The organism is Actinomadura syzygii (assembly GCF_008085905.1).
Taxonomy (GTDB): domain Bacteria; phylum Actinomycetota; class Actinomycetes; order Streptosporangiales; family Streptosporangiaceae; genus Spirillospora; species Spirillospora syzygii.
Genome location: NZ_VSFF01000005.1, coordinates 473685 through 489469 on the forward strand (window position 1 = coordinate 473685; position 15785 = coordinate 489469).

Sequence of the window (15785 nt, forward strand, 5' to 3'; positions counted from 1 at the left end):
CGGCAGGGGACCCGGCGGGACCGTCGCGCCTCCGGTCACGGCACGCTAGTCTTGTCACTGTCAAGATTGGAAGGAGCCCGGTCATGGTGGACGATCCCGCGCTGGCGCGGCGGATGTGGCATCAGCTCGAACCCGTGCACGCTCTGTTCTGGTACTCGCCCGACGTGTTCGCCGAGGCGGAGGCCCTCGGGTACGAGGTGGACACCCGCTGGCCGAGCTATTTCGCCTGGCGCGCCGCGCCGCTCGGGGCCGCCGGGTCCGCGCTGGTCACGGCCGCTTTCTACAGTTTCAGCCCGCGGATGGTCGCCGAGCACGTCCCCGCCGTCTGGACGGTCGCCGCGCCGGAACGGGTCCTGGAGGCCCGCGTCCGCGCCGTCGACCGGATGTACCGGACGCTCCTCGGCGACGGCATCGCCGACCCCGCCCTCGCGGAGGCCGCCGACCTGGCGCGCGCCGCCGCCGCGGCCGCGAGCATCGCCGGACGTCCGCTCGCCGCCGCGAACGCCGACCTGACCTGGCCGGACGCGCCGCACCTCGTCCTCTGGCACGCGATCGGCATCCTGCGCGAGCAGCGCGGGGACGGGCACGTCGCCGCGCTCCTCGCCCACGGACTCGACCCGGCCGAGGCGCTCGTGTCGTTCGCCGCGATCGGCGCCGCGTCCGTGGAGACCTTCGCGAGCCGCGGCTGGACGGACGCCGAATGGTCCGCCGCCCGCGACCGGCTCGCGTCGCGCGGGCTCGTCCGAGCCGATGGGACCGCGACCGATCGCGGACGCGAGCTGCGCGAATCCGTCGAGCGGAGCACCGACGACCTCGCCTACGAGCCGTGGCGGGCACTCGGCCCGGCGAAGACCGCTCGGCTGGCGGAGCTCATGATGCCGATCCTGGTCAAGGTTCTGGAGACCGGGCTGCTCCCCGCGCAGAGCACCCTCGGAATCGGGAAAGTGCAGGCACCGCCCCGGGATCAAGGGGGTTCGGACTGATCGCCCGCAGCGCCTTCAACCTGGCCGAGGGCGCGATGACCGCCGCTCGACCGGCCAGGCGCGAACCCGGACCGTGAGGCGGCACGGTCGCCTCTGGTAATGCCGCGCCTTAGTCGGAGCGGTGCCGGAGGTATGCCTCGATCTCCGCGTCGTAGGCCTTCAGGAGGCCGTCCCGCTCGATCTCCTCGGCGGCGGCGCGGAGCTCCTGGCAGTCCACGCTCGGGGAGCCGGACGTCCCGTCGCCCATGACGACCGAGGCGGCCGGTTTCGCGAGGATCAGCGCGGCGAGGTCGCGCTGACGACGCACGAGGTGGTGGTTGCGGCGTTGCTCCCGGAGCAGCTCGTCCTGGAGGTCGATGCTGCCACCGGGGCGCCTGGCCTCCCAGAACGACCCCAGCATGAGGCACGCCGGACCGACGAGGACGGCGGCGACTAAGAGGCTGACGGCCCAGTGCACGGCAGTGCTCAAGGCGTGGTCCGGTAGTCGGCGTGCTTGTGACCGCGCGGCTTTCCGCTGGTGCTGGGTTCCATTGGTGGTCTCCGGCGCTTGGGGACGGATACAGAGTTGATCAGCGCGCTGACGTCCCCGTAGTACTGCCGACAGCCGTGCCCATAGGGCTCAAGGAACGCGGTGGACCCGCCCGGATGGGACGGGTGCCGTAGCCGCGGCGGCGTGAACAGGCGGGACTGGAACACGGTTCCGGCGGGACGTCCAGTGCCCTTCTCGATGATCATCCTGGCGAGAGTGTAACTCGAAGATCATCCCGGCGCGGGCGTAGTCGGTGTTCGCGCAGTTCCAGCCCTTCCCGGGGCGGGGGCCGGGCGGCCGCCGCCGCTGCCCGCGTTCGTGCTGGCGGCGATGGCGACGGCCGTCCTGGCGGAAGCGACGAGCGGGCGCGGGCTCTAACCGGTGACCACGTATTCGACGATGTCCTCGAAACGCACGATCTCCCCGCGGGCGCCCCAATTGCCTTCGGGGACCTCGTTTATGTGCACCCAGGCGCTGGTGGCCTCGGCGAAACGTCCCGGATCGTCGTCGGAGTCCGCGAGCACCTTGGTGACGCGCTGCACGATGTCGCGGCGCTTTTCGTCGTCCATCGAACCGGCGGGCACTCCGACCCGCACCACGTATTTCGGCTTCTCGTCGGCGGGCAACTGCTTTCCGCCGACGAACCAGGCGTCCACCTCATTCACCACGAGCCATGAAATCGCCCTGGCGGCCTCGGTGTCCGGAGCACCCTCGGCGACCATCACCTCCGAGACCAGCCGTCCCCCGATCTCCTCACGGCGGGCCTGGTCGAGCGAGCCCTTGCGAACGAACAGCTCCACGAACGGCACGAGTCAGTCCTCTCATTGAACTCTCCCCTCCCTGGAACGTACAACAGTGAGTTCAATCAATCAACCCACTACACTGGAGGCATGCAACGGACCAGCTTCGCCGAGATGCACTGCTCGATCGGGCAGACCCTGGAGCGCGTCGGCGAGTGGTGGACGCCGCTGATCGTCCGGGACCTCTACCTCGGCCTGCGCCGGTTCGACGACATCGCGGAGAACCTCGGCATCTCCCGCAACCTGCTCACCCGCCGCCTGGAAACCCTGGTCGCGGACGGAATCGTGGAGCGCCGGGCCTACCAGGAACGGCCGCCGCGCCACGAGTACCACCTCACCGAAGCGGGCCGCGAACTCGTGCCGGTATTGATGGCGGTGATGGCCTGGGGCGACAAATGGGCGACGCCGGCAGGCGGCCCGCCGGCGCGCCTGCTGCACCGCGACTGCGGTGCCGAATTCACGCCGCAGGTCGCCTGCTCATCATGCGGGAAACCGGTGACCGCCGACACCGTAAAGGTGCTGCCGGGCCCGGGCGCCGCTATCGGACTCGGGACGAAAGTGCTGGTCCGCCGCGGCCTCGCCGCGCTCAGGAAGAAGTAACCGCCCGACCCTCGTCCCCGTCCAATACGGCGGTCGCGGCGTGACCACCGCGACCAACCCGGAAACGGACCGCCTCGGCCGGTCGGTCGGGTCCGGGAAAGAACTGGCCGCCATTGGTTTCGTTCACATCGCCGGGGTCGCTCCGGCCCTCAGCGGGCGGCGAGGAGGAGGGCCGCCATGCTCGTGCCACTGACGATCTTCCCGGCCTCGACCAGGCCGGGTATTTCCGCGAGCGGCACCCATTCGATGCGCTCGGACTCCCAGTCGTCGGCGGGCGCGCCTATCCGGGTCGCGCCGTCCGCCCAGAAGATGTGATGCCGCGAATCACTGATGCCGGGCGTGGGATGGACGACGGTGAACGGCCGCATCGCCCACGGCCGCCAACCCGTCTCCTCTTCCACTTCCCGAGCGGCGGCCTCAGCCGGAGTCTCGCCCTCCTCAACGCCACCGATCGGGATCTCATAACCCCAGGCGTCGGTGATGAACCGATGCCGCCATTCCAACAGCACCCGCCGTTCCGCATCGACGACGACCGCGCCCGCACTGGCACCCCGCGCCCGGATCACCCGATGCTGCAACCGCCGCCCCCGGCTGATCTCCACCTCCGCCAGCCGAACCTCCACCCAAGGATCACTGAAGATCGACTCCTCGGAATGAACCTTCCAGCGCATGATCGATCCCCTCCGCTCCTCGCGGCACTCTGCCGCATGACCCGCTCTCCGCAGGTCTCTACCATCGCTGACGGTCGCGAGGCGGGCGCGGCGCTCAGTCGCCGCTACGAAACTCGCCCTCGTCCGGCCAGGTTCTGGACGTCTTGCAGTGTGGGCGGGCGCGGGTCGTCCCGGAACGGCGGACGGAGGCGGTCAGCGGTCTTGGGCGGGGAGGGTTAGGCGGAAGCGGGCGCCTTTGCCCAAGGTCGTTTCTAGTTCTATGTCGCCGCCGTGGGCGCGGGCGAGGGAGCGGGCTATGGCCAGGCCGAGACCCGCGTTGGCTCCGGCGGAGCGGTCTCGGGAGCGGTCGGCCCGGTAGAAGCGGTCGAATACGCGGGTTGCTTGTTCCGCGCCGATTCCCGGGCCCTCGGGGCTCACTCCTCGGACGCGGGTTCCGCCTCCGCCTCGGCCTCGTCGACCTCGTCCTCCTCCGCGAGGCGGCGGGTCGCCTGGTGGACGCGGACGGCCAGGATCGCGCGCGCGAACCGTCCGGCCAGCTCCCCGTCCATGACCTCGGGGACCTGGTCGACGCCGATCAGCCCGCCCAGCTTGGCGGTGACCGCGCCGACGTCGCCGACCCGCACGCCCCGGCCGTCCTCCAGGTCTTCGACGGCGGGCAGGTCGAGCGCGGCGCGCAGGGTGTCCTGCAAGGCGCGGACGGTGGCGGCGTCCCGGTCGATGCGGATCTCGGCGGTGTCCGTGCGCAGGTCGGCACGGTCCGCGCGGGCCTCCGCGCTGTCGGCGCGCTCCTCGGCGCGGTCGGCGCGGGTCGCCAGCTCGGCGGCCCGGGACGCGACGGAGTCGCGCTCGACCGTCAGCCCGGCGATCTCACCCCTCGCGGCGGACAGCTCGGCGCGCAGCTGCCGGTCGCTCTCCGCGGCCGCCTCCAGCTTGGCGCGCGCGTCCGACAGCTCGGAACGCGCCTCGGTCAGCTCGGTGCGCGCCGTGGCGAGCGCGGACTGCTCGGCCGCGAACTTCGTCGCCAGCTCGTCGCGCTCCCGCTCGGCGTCCACGCGGCCCTGGTGCTCGGTGCTCCACGCCGTCTCGGCGCGCTTGCGGAGCCCGTCCGCGTGCGCGGCCTCGTTCGCGGACGTGGCGCGGGCCTGCTGGTGGGCGCCCGCCTCCTTCCAGGCGTTGGCCTCGCTCTCCTGCGCGGCCGTGACGCTCGCCTTCGCGGCGGCGACGCCCTTGGCGAGCTCCTCCCGCGCGTCGGCGGCCTCCTGCAGCGCCGCCTCCGCGCGCGCCTCGGCGTCGCGCGTCCGGTCGTCGGCCTCGCTGGCCTGCTTCCGCGCGCCGCGCGCGTCGGCGAGCGCCTTCTCCGCGTTGTCCAGGACGCCGCGGACCTCGTCGTCCAGCCGCTTGCCGAGCGCGCTCGCCGCCGTGGTCACCTCGCCGACCAGCCCGGCGAGCCGGGTGACGTCGGCGGCGAACGCGCGGACCTCCGCCTCGGACCGCTCCAGCGCGACCGGCGCGACCGCCGCGACCGGTGCGCCCGGCGCGATCACCGCGCCGATGTCATCGGTGGCAGGGGCCTCGTCGGCCGGCGGCTGGAGCGGCGCCGTCACGATGTCGGCGCCCCCCGCGACGGCGGCGGGCCGTCCTTCCAGGCCGTCTTGATCTCCATGCACGGAGGCATCCTAGTAAAACGGCATGGTTCCGGGAATGGAGCGCGTCAAGTGGAATGGCGTGAGCCATGCCGGTTTGGCGTGAGGAGCGTCCCTCGCCGGAGACGCCCCGTTTCGTGCCGCCACTCGCGGTGACCGGATTCGCGCGCCCCGCCCGCCGCCGCCCGGCCGTCCCATGGCACGCATCGGCGCGCTCTTCGACGGCGGCAAGCGACGGTAAGCGGCCTTAAAGCGCGGCCGCAAAAACGCGGTTTCTACGCGGCGGGACGTCGGCCGCGCTGTGAAAGCCCAGGTCGTGGCTTCCTCCGTCGGCGCGGACGGGACCCGTCCAAAGGCGCGCATTCGTCGGACGCTGAAATTTTGACCACACCCCGAAATCTGGTTACCGACAGGTGATCGAAGTACGTTGCTCCCACACGGCACCTCCACCACCAGGTCCCGTAACCCCCGCCAACCCCCGAGCTGCCGCCGACGCTCCCAGGTAGTCGGTGGCGAAAGGTGGACAAAAGTGAATCGTGGTGCGCACCTCAAACGCGTCGTCCCGCTCCTGGGCGCCGCGCTGGTCTCGCTTCCCGCGCTCGGCGCCGTCCCCGCGACGGCCGCCGTCCAGCCCGCGCAACCCGCCACGCCCTACATGCACGCGCAGACCGCCCTCGCGGACCAGCTCACGAGCAGGCTCGGCGACCGGCAGGCAGGCACCTATGTGGACGCGGCCGGAAACCTCGTCGTGAACGTGACGAGCAAGGCCGCCGCCAAGCAGGTCACCGACGCCGGCGCCGTCGCCCGCGTCGTCAAGCACGGCCTCAAGCCGCTCAACGCCGTCAAGACCAGGCTGGACAAGTTCGCCGGGACGCCCGGCGCGGTCGGCATGGTCTGGAACGTGGACGTCGTCTCCAACGCGGTCGTCGTGCGCGTCCCGCAGAGTGACGACGACGCCGCGACCAAGGCGCTGATCAAGCGCGCGCGGGCGCTGGGCGACGCCGTCCAGATCAAGCGCGTGGACGGAGCGCCGCGCGTGACGCTCGGCCCCGGCGACGCGATCCTGACCGGCGGCTCGCGCTGCTCGGTGTCGGCGATCGGCAGCGGCAGCGGCGACGTCGTCATCACCGCCGGGCACTGCACGAACATCGGCCGGTCCTGGACGACGTCCGGCGGCCAGCAGGTGGGCAGCACCATCGCGGGCACCTTCCCCGGCCACGACTACGGGTTCATCCGCAGCTCCGGCCAGGTGCAGGTGACCAACGCCAACCTGACGACGGTCGGCCGCCCGCCGGTCGGCAGCCAGATCCAGAAGAAGGGCTCCACGACCGGGACGACGTCCGGGTCCATCAAGGCGTACGACGTGACGGTCAACTACCAGGAGGGCGACGTCACGGGCCTGATCTCGACCAGCGCCTGCGCCCAGCCGGGTGACAGCGGCGGCTCGCTCCAGGGCGGCAGCACCGCCATCGGGATCACCTCGGGCATCGCGACCAGCTCGTGCTCGGGCTCCGGTTTCGAGTCGTACTTCCAGCCGCTGGACGACGCGCTGAAGTCGCAGAACCTCACCCTCAAGCAGGGCTAGCGGAAATTCGTGTGGGGCTCCCTTCGACCGGGAGCCCCACATCGCCGTGTCCGGACGGTTCGTGCATTGGCGCATTCAGGTCACTCTGAAATTTCAGTTACGACTTGAAACTGGTTGCAGGTAGCTCTTCGCACTAGCTTGGCTACTCAGCACGACGCCGATACCACCAGGCGCGTGCCACCGCCAATCCCCCCGAGATGCCGCCGGCGCTCCCACACTGCCGGTGGCGAAAGGTGGACGAAGTGAACCGAGGTGTGCACCTCAAACGCGCGCTCCCCCCGATCCTGACCGCTGCCGCGCTGGTTGCGCTGCCCGTGTTCGGGACCGTTCCAGCCACCGCCGCGCAACCCGCCGCGGCGCCCGCCAAGCCGTCCCCGAAGGCGTTGACCGCGCTGTCCGACCAGCTCACGAGCAGGCTCGGCGCGCAGCAGGCCGGCTCGTACATCGACCGCGCCGGAAACCTGGTCGTCAACGTCACCAGCGCGGCCGCCGCGCAGCAGGTCAAGGCCGCGGGCGCCACGCCGCGGACCGTCGCGCACGGCAGCAAGCCCCTCGCCGCGTCCAAGACCAAGCTCGACCGCCTCGCGGGCAGCGCCGGGACGAAGGGCCTGTCCTGGGGCGTCGACGTCTACTCCAACTCGGTCGTCGTCAACGTCCCGAAGGGCGCGGACGGCGCCGCGACCGCCGCGTTCGTGAAGAAGGCGCGGGCGATGGGCGGCACCGTCCAGATCAAGCAGGTCGCGGCGGCGCCGCGGCTGACGCTCGGCCCCGGCGAGGCGATCCTGACCAGCGGTTCGCGCTGCTCGGTCTCGGCGATCGGCACCGGCAGCGGTGACTACGTCGTCACCGCCGGGCACTGCACGAACATCGGCTCGTCCTGGACGACGTCCGGCGGCGAGCAGGTCGGCACCGTCGCGGCGAGCCAGTTCCCGGGCAACGACTATGGAACGATCCGGGTCACGAACAGCTCGCTCCAGGTCTCCAACGACAACCTCACGGACGTCGGCCGTCCCGCCGCGGGAAGCCAGATCATCAAGAAGGGCTCCACGACCGGCACGACGTCCGGGACGATCGTCGGTTACGACCGCACCGTGAACTACCAGGAGGGCTCGGTCTCCGGCCTGGTCGAGACCAACGCCTGCGTCCAGCCGGGCGACAGCGGCGGCTCGCTGCAGAGCGGCAGCACCGCGATCGGCATCACGTCCGGCGGCACGACCGGGGGCTGCGGCGGCAACTTCCAGTCGTTCTTCCAGCCGCTGGACGTCGTCCTCCAGGGCCAGGGCCTGACCCTCAAGTAACACGCGAAACCACACGTGGGGCTCCCGACCCGCTCCGGGAGCCCCACTTCTTTCTCAGTCGGTGTCGGGCGTCTCGCCCGGCCAGGACTTCGGGGGCGGGCCGAACGCGCGGCGGCCGGCCTTCACGGTCAGGGCGGCCATGGCGGCGTTCGCGCCGCCGCCGATCACGGCGCCGATGCCGAACGGCGCGACCCGGCCGAGGACGATGATCCCCTGTTTCGTCCCGTACTTGGTGATGAAGTTCCTGCCCAGGATCTTGTTGATCTGGCGCAGGGTGTGGACGGGCACGCTGGCGACGACCTGACGTCCCCAGTGCTGCCCCGTGCGTTCAGCGATCTTGGTGATGGTGCCGGAGGCGCCGCCGCCGAGCATGACCCCCATGACGATCGTCCGGCGGCGCTCGATCTCGTCGATCGGAACGCCGTGGACCTCCGCGATCGAGAGCGCGAACAGGGCGCTCAGTTCCAGGGACGAGAAGGTCTCGCCCGCCGACAGCGCCAGCGAGACTCCAGTGCCGACGCCGGGCGCGGCCGCGGCCCCGCCGACCACCGCGCCCGACCCGGTCAGGGCGCTGACGTACATCCGCTCCAGGTTGCGGATGACCTGCGCCGGCGTCGCGTCCGGGTTCCGCTGGCGGGCCCGCGCGATGTTCTTGCGGACGATCGGGCTCTGGGTGTCGATCGCCTTGTCCAGGAGATCGAGGACCCGCTGCCCTCGCGCGGGTGTTCCCGAATCTGTCGAAACCGGTCCGTCGAGGGCATCCGTCGCCATGCCTTGAACCCCTTTTGTCTTCACGTCCGAGCCACTCATTCGACCAGGCGAGCGGACATCGGCGCCAGACAAACCGGGCAGCGGAGACTGCCACCTCTGGCCAGCGTCGTTACCGGGGGACGAGGTCGGTGATGGTTCGGGCGCCGTTCCAGAGTTCGGTCACGTGGTAGGCGAAGCGGTCGTAGAGGCCGTCCTCCTGCTGGCGCTGGATGTGGAGCATCGGGGAGTCGTGGCCGACGAGGTGCGCGAGGTGCGGGGTCACGAGCATCTCGTCGTCGAAGACGAAGACGCTCATGGCGATGTGGTCGTCGCCGTAGCGGGCCTCGATGCCCGGCACGTCGGCGATTTTGGACAGTTCGTCGATGGTGATGCGGATGCGGGTGCCGACGGTGAGGGGGACGCCCTCGACCGACTCGCGGCGGCGGGTGACGTCGCTGTCCGGGTCGCCGAGCAGGAAGCGGACCCGGCAGCCCACCTCGGCCTTCCGGCGCAGGACGCCCCGGAGGTTCGGGTTCTCCAGCCACAGGAAGTAGTTCGTGTAGCCCGCGAAGGTCAGTTCCTTGTTCGCCTCGCTGATGAGGCGGCGCCACACCGTCTTGGGGCAGGCGGAGCGGTACGGATACACCGCGATGACCTCGCGGTCGGGTCCCGTCTTCACGTTCTTGCGGATGGCGTCAGGCCACAACATGCCCTCATCAACTCCCAAGGCGTCCGAGGCTGCCCAGCGGTGCCGCGGGTGTGGCGTGCGAGCTTCGTCGGCCATCCACCGCGCCACCGTCTTCGCGTCCACTTGACAGGCTTCGGCGAGATCCTTCTCTGTCAGTCTCGCATTCGCCATCGCCTGCCGAAGCGACTCGTTGGGCATACCTACTCCGCCTCTTGCGGGGGACGGACGGGACGTCTGCGACCGTATCCCGAGTGCGTCCCAGACGTCCTGAGAACGGTGTTCACGTGTCCGGGCGGGTAGCGAATGCTCAATGGCTCAGGAGCAGTACGGTCTCCGGCGGTCCCGCGCCGGACGAGCCCTTGACGGAAGGCGGTTCCGGCCCATGCCGAAAGTGCACGGGGGCACACTGGTCACGCCATTGAGCGCGAGAGGGGAAAGGGCGTTCGCAGCCGGTTCGGCGCGTTTTCGGTGGGCGGGATGACCGGGTACCCGGCGGATTCTCCCGCCGGGACCGCCGGGGGATTGGACGCGATATTTCCGGCATCGCTCACGGTCCCGGCCAGGGTGCGGTCGCTGCTGCGGTTCCGCCTTCTCGAATGGGGCATGCGCCAGATCGTGGACGACGTTCTCCTCATCGCGGACGAATTGGTCGCCAATGCGGTGCAGAGCACGCCGGAGCGGGATATCCACGTTCAATTCCGACGAGACGTCAGGGTGGTCGAATTCGCGGTGTGGGACTCGTCCGTCGAGATGCCCGTGCTGCGGCCGGTGGTGGAGATGACGCTGGACGACGTCCTACCCGACCCGTGCGCCCTGGAGCCGGGGCAGGTGGACGGGGGCCGCGGGCTTCACATCGTGCGCGCGTTGGCGTCCGACTGCGGGGTGAGAAGGACCGAGCCGACGGGAAAATGGGTATGGGCCGCGATCGCCTTATGAACGTCATTGGTCAGGGTTTACGGGGATGTTCTGCGCCAGAGGATGACGCCGTCCTGGTCGGTGACCTGGTGGAATCCCTGCTGCGGTAAGGCCGCTATCGCTTGTGGGATCTGGCCGATCGGGACTGGGACGGTGGAGGGACGTCTGGTGTCCACGACAACCCAATCGACGGGCACATTCCTGAAGTTCGGGAAGAGGACCACATCGCATCGTCCGGTGAGTTGGGGTACGAGGAAGTTGGACGCCGCCACGGACGCATCGTCCGGAATAATTCCGATCACCTTCCGCGCGGCGGCGATGTGCGGGCTCGTCCGGTAGAAGTGCGGGTTGACCAGTTCTCGGAATTCCAGCCATGGCAGTGAGACCAGCCCGATCACCAGTGATAAAGGAACCGCCGCACGCGCGTACCAGCGGAGCGGCGTGTGCTGGCTTTCGCGCAACCTGCAGACGGCGTCCACGAGTGCGACGAACAGGATCGGCATCAGAACCGCGTTGTAGTGCACTCTCCCGACGCCCCAGTGCAGCGGAGAGGTCGAGAGAAGGCGGTAGCCGATTGTGGGAAGGGCGATACCGAAGATCGGGGACCGGAGTGCGGCGAAGGCCGTGGTGAGGCCGATCAGCAGCAGCAACTTGAGCTTCTCGGGGTGTTCGGCGAAGCTGCCGGGAAAATCCTCCACGGTCCCGAGGACTCCTCCGGAGGCGTGCTCTCCGGTCCCGCCGGACAGGCTGTCCCAGTAACCGTAGCCGGACGAGGAGAAGGACGGAATGATGACCATGGTGACGAGCGCGACGGCGCCCAGGCCGCCTATGACCAGGGCCGAACCCGTCCGCCATCGCCGCTTCAACAGGAGATAGCCGCCGACGGCGGCCACTGTGAGCCCTTGGTCCTCCTTGACCAGGAGTAGTGGGAGCGTCCAGGAGACGGCCGCGAACCATCGTTCCTCAAGGAGCGCGACAAGGGCGAAGGCGAGCAACGGAACGGCCAGCGCCACTTCGTGGAAGTCGAACGACACCGCGCCCTGAAATCCCCAGGACAGGCCATAGGCCGTCATCACCGCCAGGCCCCCGGCGGTGCCCAGTCGTGCGATGGCGAGTCGGCCGATCGGCACGACCGATACGGCGATCAGCAGCGCCTGCGTGATCAGCAGAAGTCGCGCGTCGGGCCAGAGGCGATAGAGCGGCCCAAGCGCCGCGAGCCATGGGTGGAAATGGTCGCCGAGCAGGTTCGTGCCCGGCCCTTTGAGGGGCACCAGGGGTGCGTGGAACTGCGAGTAGCCGCGCACGGCCTGCTCGAAGATGCCGAGATCGTAGCCGGTGCTGCGCATCTTCGCATGCCGATTCAACGAGTCGGTCAGGTATAACGCCGCGAAAACGGCGGCGAGTAACCAGGGCGGCCAAACTTTTGAGGGAACGGCCTCACCATCGGCCGCGTGACCGTTATCACGTCCATCTTCACGAGAAGTCAAAATCACCTGTCCAGGCACAAGGGTCAACTCCGCGACGCGGTCGGCGCCAATCCTTGGCGAGGCTACCTACGACAATGCCGGGCACCCACTTCGGGCGAGAACTCAAACTCGTATTAGATGCGTCCGAGTGTGCGTCCTTACGGAACCGAAGGTCACGTTCCATTGTCCGATCACGGTCGGGTCGTCCGCTTTTCAGTCACTCGCCGTTGCCTGTGCCTCACGGATCGCCCCCCGGATTCGGTCTCGGCGGGGAGCGTCTTTCGCCGCACCGAATAGCTCCAGCCGAAAAGGCTCTTGAACGCAGTCGAATCGGCCTGCCGGACTTCCTGATCACTGGTCAGGCGCGGTGGGGCGAAGGGCGGAGACGCGGTACATGACAGATAGTTTCGGACGACTTAACTGATGGACCGTTTTAGTGCCTTGCATGTCGCATCCGTTGTTAACTACCGTCTGATCACACCCCGCACTTCCTGTCCAACTCGAACACTGGAGGAATGAGTGCGGGTTTCTCTCGCAGTCAGGATGCTCACCACGGTGAGCGCCGGCGCACTTCTCACGACCGGTATCAGCGCGGTGGACGCCAACGCCGCGACGCCGTTCGACGCCACTCGTGGCGGCTTAGCGGCGCAAGCTCAAGGGGATGCCACTATCGCGGCGACCCACCGCCTCAAGAACGTCGCCACCGGGTACTGCCTGGACAGCAACAGTGCTCAGAAGGTCTACGCCCACGGCTGCAACGGCGGCAACTATCAGAGGTGGAGTATCTCCGGCGGCCGTCTCAAGGACGTCGCGACCGGTTACTGCCTGGACAGCAACAGCGCTCGGAAGGTCTACACCCACGGCTGCAACGGCGGCAATTACCAGAAGTGGGCCATCTCCGGCGGCCGTCTCAAGAACGTTGCGACCGGTTACTGCCTGGACAGCAACAAGGCCCAGAAGGTCTACACCCACTCCTGCAACGGCGGCAGCTACCAGAAGTGGCGCTACGCCTGATTCGCCACCCGATGAATAGCTAGTCGGTTCTCCGCAGGGCCGGTCAGAGAAAGGCCGCCTGCGGAGAACCGCGCCAATCCGCGGATCGGCCCGGCTCGGAGGCGACAGGATTTTTCCTGTAAGGCTGGGTATTGGGGGCTTAGCTTGTGAGAAACCCCCTAGGTGTGAAGGACGCATCATGCATCTCACCGGACGACTCACCGTCGCTGTCGCAGCGGCGACGCTCACGGGACCGCTGCTTTCCGTGCCGACCTCACGTGCGGCCGCCGCGCCGGACGTCACGTGCTTCTCCGGCAACCGCACCGCCACGCAGGACGGCTACCATCTCTCCGCGAACCTCTGCGACGGCCAGGGATTAACGGTCCTGATCCAGTTCGGCTCGGCCGCGGGCACCTACCGTTGCCGTACGGCGTTCGTGTGGAACGGCTTCCTGGGCGCGGACGGCTGCCGGCAGCAGTAGCTCGCCCAGCCCGACACCCGTGGAGTGCTTGCGGGAATTGGCGGCAGGGAGGGCGGGTCCGGCGTGATGCACGGTTCGGGCGTGCGAAGGGAACCGGACGAGGTTCCCGCCGAGCGCGCCCGCCTGCTGGCCGCGAGCGCGCGTCTGGCCGACCAGGAGTCGCCGGACCTCAACCGCGTCCGGGAGGTCAACCGCCGGTACCGTGCGCTGCTGCCCGACGTGACCGTGGCCTGCTCTCCCGCCACCGGCGCGCCGGTGACCTGGCCGATCGACGTGTTCGGGCTTGACGGCATGTTCTGGGACTACGAGTCACCCGTTCGACGCCCGTCGTCCACGCGGCCGCCCGACTGGCTCGCCATGACGGGTGCGATGCGGTTGGCGGAACCGGTGGAGCACCCGCCGTTCGCCGTGGTCCCGGGCCCGGAGGTGCCGTTCGTTGTGCCGCGCGTCCTGGGTAGCCCCGGTGTGCGGGCGGTGATCGCCGCCGTGCCGGTCGGCAGGCACACCGGGTGGGCCGTCAGCTACTTCGGGCCACGGCCGGAAGGCGTCCGGCTGGTGAACCTGTGGGGCACGAACACCTACCCGAAGTACCGGGAGTCCGGTGGGGGCGGCTGGGACTGGGCCGTACCGAGAGTCGCCGACTACGACTTCGAGCTGTCCCCCTGGCTCGACTCCGGCAAACTGCTATGGCTCGATGCCACCTCGCTGCGGTCGGGGACGTCCGGCTGCCCGTTCGTGGACCTCCCCGGCCGCAGGCGCATCACGGTCATCAGGAACGGCCAGGTCCAGCACCTGGCATCCTTCGCCGGTCACGGCGCGGGCTGACGATCAGCGCGGCACCCAGGTCCGGCACCACCGGGCACCGGCGTCGGCGACACTGTGAACATGCCCGTCCCGCCCGAACGCCTCAAAGAGCGCATCGGATACATCGTCAATCAGCATGGCACCCGGCACAGGCCGAGGCTAGAAGACGTGACCATCACCTGGCGCGGATCGTTCGGCTACCTGATCGGCTGGGACGGCTTCCTCCCCGGCATGAACGAGAAGATCGAACTCTGCCGGATCGAATACCTCGGCGACGATGAAGAATGGGGATTCGCGATATACGACCCGGCCACCGAAACCTACGTCCCCGGCCAGCTCGCCACCGGCCGGGACACCGGCCACCCCACCGAGGCATTCGACACCGCCGCCGTCATCCACCTCGCCGATTACACCGCGTGATCATCAGCACTGCCCACGACCCACAAGGAACTTCTGCGGGGCTGCACTAGTACGAGGGCGTCAGTGGTGTTTCACCTGCTGGACGAGGTCGGCAAACGCCTGTGGTGTGAGGACGAGGTGCCCTGCGCTTGGAGCCTTGCTGTCCCGAACGCCGATCCCCGCACCAAGTTCAGCGACCTCGATGCAGTCGGACTGGGTCGAAGTACTGCCGCTGTAGCTGCTCTTGCGCCAGGTGATCATAAAAATCGCTCCATCGTCTTGATGAGCATGCTTCGGGAGGCGTCTTTGGGTAGTGCCACGTCCCCAATGAGGTCGAACCACACCCTGTACGAGGCTATATCGGTCGCATCTTGTACGAGCCGCCCACCGCCGTGAGCAGCCGCGTAGACCGTATCCGCCCCGGCCACAGTCATGATTTTGAAAGACCCGTCGCGGCCGACATGCGCGCCGGCGGTCCTTGGGACGAGCCTGATCGAGGCGTTGGGGAGCGCGGCGAACTCGATGAGCCGGTTGAGCTGCTCGCGCATGATCCCGGCCGAACCGACGGGTTGTTCTATGACGCCTTGGTCGAGAATGACCCACACGCGGGGACGCGGCTTGCGGGTGAGGCAGTCCTGACGCTTGAGACGTGCCCTGACGCCTTCCTCGGGGTCCTCGACACCGGCGGCCGTGAACATGGCCCGGATGTAGCCCTCTGTTTGGAGGAGTCCGGGGATCCAGCCGAGTTCCCATATCCGGAGCTCGGAGGACCTGGACTCAAGATCCGAATGGGTTTTGAACCATTCGACGTCATGTCCCGCCTTGGCGAACTTCACCAAGCGCTGAAAGAAGTGGCCGAGGCTCCAAGCTTTGTCGATCTTGATTGCGTGTGCTGCCTGGAGTTTGGTCTCGCCGGACTCAACACGTGCGATCAGCGAGCGATCTCGATCGATCAGGTCGCCGACGGCGGCTAGCGACAGGCCGCGCTCTACTCGTTGTCTTCGCAGCTCAGCGGCTATGAGGTCCCATAGATTGCGGTCTGGATCGAATCCCGGGCGCGTTCGCATCGCTCACCTTCGCGTGTTGAGCTTGATGAACTCCCATAGCCACCGTACGACCGCAGGGCGCACTCTTGCCGGGAGATCGGCGAAATAGAGAGGCGGGTGAAATGGGAGCGAAA

The 15785-nt window shown here is 68.7% G+C and carries 20 protein-coding genes; 9 read left to right on the forward strand and 11 right to left on the reverse strand.

The window, feature by feature from the left end; all coding sequences use genetic code 11:
* Positions 1 to 83 precede the first annotated feature (83 nt).
* Positions 84 to 983: an SCO6745 family protein gene (locus FXF65_RS14800; RefSeq protein WP_148350474.1), complete on the forward strand. Its 900-nt coding sequence runs from the start codon at positions 84 to 86 to the stop codon at positions 981 to 983.
* A 109-nt stretch (positions 984 to 1092) separates the two neighbouring features.
* On the opposite strand, the gene FXF65_RS14805 is transcribed toward FXF65_RS14800, so the two are convergent.
* From FXF65_RS14805 to FXF65_RS14815, 3 genes are all read right to left on the reverse strand, one after another.
* A complete protein-coding gene (locus FXF65_RS14805; protein WP_148350475.1) occupies positions 1093 to 1452 on the reverse strand; it encodes a hypothetical protein in 360 nt (119 codons plus the stop codon).
* Positions 1449 to 1718: a hypothetical protein gene (locus FXF65_RS14810; RefSeq protein ID WP_148350476.1), complete on the reverse strand. Its 270-nt coding sequence runs from the start codon at positions 1716 to 1718 to the stop codon at positions 1449 to 1451. Before FXF65_RS14810 ends, FXF65_RS14805 begins: the two co-directional genes overlap by 4 nt.
* A 168-nt stretch (positions 1719 to 1886) precedes the next feature.
* Positions 1887 to 2321 (reverse strand): tautomerase family protein, encoded by a 435-nt coding sequence (locus FXF65_RS14815; protein ID WP_148350477.1) that lies wholly within the window; start codon positions 2319 to 2321, stop codon positions 1887 to 1889.
* Between the two features lie 81 nt (positions 2322 to 2402).
* On the opposite strand from FXF65_RS14815, the gene FXF65_RS14820 reads away from it, so the two are divergent.
* Positions 2403 to 2912: a winged helix-turn-helix transcriptional regulator gene (locus FXF65_RS14820; RefSeq protein ID WP_187412293.1), complete on the forward strand. Its 510-nt coding sequence runs from the start codon at positions 2403 to 2405 to the stop codon at positions 2910 to 2912.
* Positions 2913 to 3061: 149 nt separating this feature from the next.
* Here FXF65_RS14820 and FXF65_RS14825 read toward each other — a convergent pair whose 3' ends face one another.
* The 3 genes from FXF65_RS14825 to FXF65_RS14835 all read right to left on the reverse strand — a co-directional run bounded on the left by FXF65_RS14825 (position 3062) and on the right by FXF65_RS14835 (position 5250).
* The gene (locus tag FXF65_RS14825; protein ID WP_148350478.1) at positions 3062 to 3583 is read right to left on the reverse strand and encodes an NUDIX hydrolase; all 522 of its coding nucleotides are present in this window, start codon (positions 3581 to 3583) and stop codon (positions 3062 to 3064) included.
* 192 nt (positions 3584 to 3775) lie between these two features.
* Positions 3776 to 4000: an ATP-binding protein gene (locus FXF65_RS14830; protein WP_222868557.1), complete on the reverse strand. Its 225-nt coding sequence runs from the start codon at positions 3998 to 4000 to the stop codon at positions 3776 to 3778.
* A complete protein-coding gene (locus FXF65_RS14835) occupies positions 3997 to 5250 on the reverse strand; it encodes a coiled-coil domain-containing protein (protein ID WP_148350479.1) in 1254 nt (417 codons plus the stop codon). Before FXF65_RS14835 ends, FXF65_RS14830 begins: the two co-directional genes overlap by 4 nt.
* Positions 5251 to 5755: 505 nt before the next feature.
* Here FXF65_RS14835 and FXF65_RS14840 point away from each other — a divergent pair.
* Both FXF65_RS14840 and FXF65_RS14845 read left to right on the forward strand, forming a co-directional pair.
* Positions 5756 to 6811: a S1 family peptidase gene (locus tag FXF65_RS14840; RefSeq protein WP_148350480.1), complete on the forward strand. Its 1056-nt coding sequence runs from the start codon at positions 5756 to 5758 to the stop codon at positions 6809 to 6811.
* Positions 6812 to 7053: 242 nt separating this feature from the next.
* The gene (locus FXF65_RS14845) at positions 7054 to 8109 is read left to right on the forward strand and encodes a S1 family peptidase (protein ID WP_187412294.1); all 1056 of its coding nucleotides are present in this window, start codon (positions 7054 to 7056) and stop codon (positions 8107 to 8109) included.
* Positions 8110 to 8163: 54 nt separating this feature from the next.
* Here the strand turns inward: FXF65_RS14845 and FXF65_RS14850 are convergent, their stop codons facing one another.
* Together FXF65_RS14850 and FXF65_RS14855 are read right to left on the reverse strand one after the other, a co-directional pair.
* Entirely contained in the window at positions 8164 to 8880 is a 717-nt protein-coding gene (locus FXF65_RS14850) for a hypothetical protein (RefSeq protein ID WP_148350482.1), read from the reverse strand.
* Between the two features lie 109 nt (positions 8881 to 8989).
* A complete protein-coding gene (locus FXF65_RS14855) occupies positions 8990 to 9568 on the reverse strand; it encodes a DUF5919 domain-containing protein (RefSeq protein WP_246198641.1) in 579 nt (192 codons plus the stop codon).
* Positions 9569 to 10150: 582 nt separating this feature from the next.
* On the opposite strand from FXF65_RS14855, the gene FXF65_RS14860 reads away from it, so the two are divergent.
* Positions 10151 to 10483 carry an ATP-binding protein gene (locus FXF65_RS14860; protein ID WP_187412295.1) on the forward strand — a complete coding sequence of 111 codons (333 nt, stop codon included), beginning with the start codon at positions 10151 to 10153 and terminating at the stop codon, positions 10481 to 10483.
* 17 nt (positions 10484 to 10500) lie between these two features.
* Here FXF65_RS14860 and FXF65_RS14865 read toward each other — a convergent pair whose 3' ends face one another.
* Positions 10501 to 11967 (reverse strand): DUF2079 domain-containing protein, encoded by a 1467-nt coding sequence (locus tag FXF65_RS14865; RefSeq protein ID WP_148350485.1) that lies wholly within the window; start codon positions 11965 to 11967, stop codon positions 10501 to 10503.
* 516 nt (positions 11968 to 12483) lie between these two features.
* Between FXF65_RS14865 and FXF65_RS14870 the strand changes: the two genes are divergently transcribed.
* The 4 genes from FXF65_RS14870 (at position 12484) to FXF65_RS43740 (ending at position 14626) form a co-directional block, all read left to right on the forward strand.
* Positions 12484 to 12942, forward strand: a complete 459-nt coding sequence (locus tag FXF65_RS14870; protein ID WP_222868558.1) for an RICIN domain-containing protein — start codon at positions 12484 to 12486, stop codon at positions 12940 to 12942.
* A gap of 178 nt (positions 12943 to 13120) precedes the next feature.
* A complete protein-coding gene (locus FXF65_RS14875; RefSeq protein ID WP_148350487.1) occupies positions 13121 to 13402 on the forward strand; it encodes a hypothetical protein in 282 nt (93 codons plus the stop codon).
* Between the two features lie 81 nt (positions 13403 to 13483).
* Entirely contained in the window at positions 13484 to 14227 is a 744-nt protein-coding gene (locus FXF65_RS14880; RefSeq protein ID WP_148350488.1) for a hypothetical protein, read from the forward strand.
* A 147-nt stretch (positions 14228 to 14374) separates the two neighbouring features.
* On the forward strand, positions 14375 to 14626 hold the full coding sequence (locus FXF65_RS43740) for a hypothetical protein (RefSeq protein ID WP_187412296.1): 252 nt from the start codon (positions 14375 to 14377) through the stop codon (positions 14624 to 14626).
* Between the two features lie 60 nt (positions 14627 to 14686).
* Here the strand turns inward: FXF65_RS43740 and FXF65_RS14890 are convergent, their stop codons facing one another.
* Together FXF65_RS14890 and FXF65_RS14895 are read right to left on the reverse strand one after the other, a co-directional pair.
* Positions 14687 to 14866 carry a DUF397 domain-containing protein gene (locus FXF65_RS14890; protein WP_148350489.1) on the reverse strand — a complete coding sequence of 60 codons (180 nt, stop codon included), beginning with the start codon at positions 14864 to 14866 and terminating at the stop codon, positions 14687 to 14689.
* Positions 14863 to 15672 carry a helix-turn-helix domain-containing protein gene (locus FXF65_RS14895; RefSeq protein WP_148350490.1) on the reverse strand — a complete coding sequence of 270 codons (810 nt, stop codon included), beginning with the start codon at positions 15670 to 15672 and terminating at the stop codon, positions 14863 to 14865. The genes FXF65_RS14890 and FXF65_RS14895 overlap by 4 nt, the downstream gene beginning before the upstream one ends.
* Between the last annotated feature and the right edge of the window lie 113 nt (positions 15673 to 15785).

Coding starts and splice junctions, on each gene's coding strand:
- FXF65_RS14860 (WP_187412295.1), top strand. CDS start 10,151: ATGCGCCAGATCGTGGACGACGTTCTCCTCATCGCGGACGAATTGGTC.
- FXF65_RS14810 (WP_148350476.1), bottom strand. CDS start 1,718: ATGATCATCGAGAAGGGCACTGGACGTCCCGCCGGAACCGTGTTCCAG.
- FXF65_RS14895 (WP_148350490.1), bottom strand. CDS start 15,672: ATGCGAACGCGCCCGGGATTCGATCCAGACCGCAATCTATGGGACCTC.
- FXF65_RS14875 (WP_148350487.1), top strand. CDS start 13,121: ATGCATCTCACCGGACGACTCACCGTCGCTGTCGCAGCGGCGACGCTC.
- FXF65_RS14850 (WP_148350482.1), bottom strand. CDS start 8,880: ATGGCGACGGATGCCCTCGACGGACCGGTTTCGACAGATTCGGGAACA.
- FXF65_RS14855 (WP_246198641.1), bottom strand. CDS start 9,568: ATGTTGTGGCCTGACGCCATCCGCAAGAACGTGAAGACGGGACCCGAC.
- FXF65_RS14800 (WP_148350474.1), top strand. CDS start 84: ATGGTGGACGATCCCGCGCTGGCGCGGCGGATGTGGCATCAGCTCGAA.
- FXF65_RS14825 (WP_148350478.1), bottom strand. CDS start 3,583: ATGCGCTGGAAGGTTCATTCCGAGGAGTCGATCTTCAGTGATCCTTGG.
- FXF65_RS14890 (WP_148350489.1), bottom strand. CDS start 14,866: ATGATCACCTGGCGCAAGAGCAGCTACAGCGGCAGTACTTCGACCCAG.
- FXF65_RS14820 (WP_187412293.1), top strand. CDS start 2,403: ATGCAACGGACCAGCTTCGCCGAGATGCACTGCTCGATCGGGCAGACC.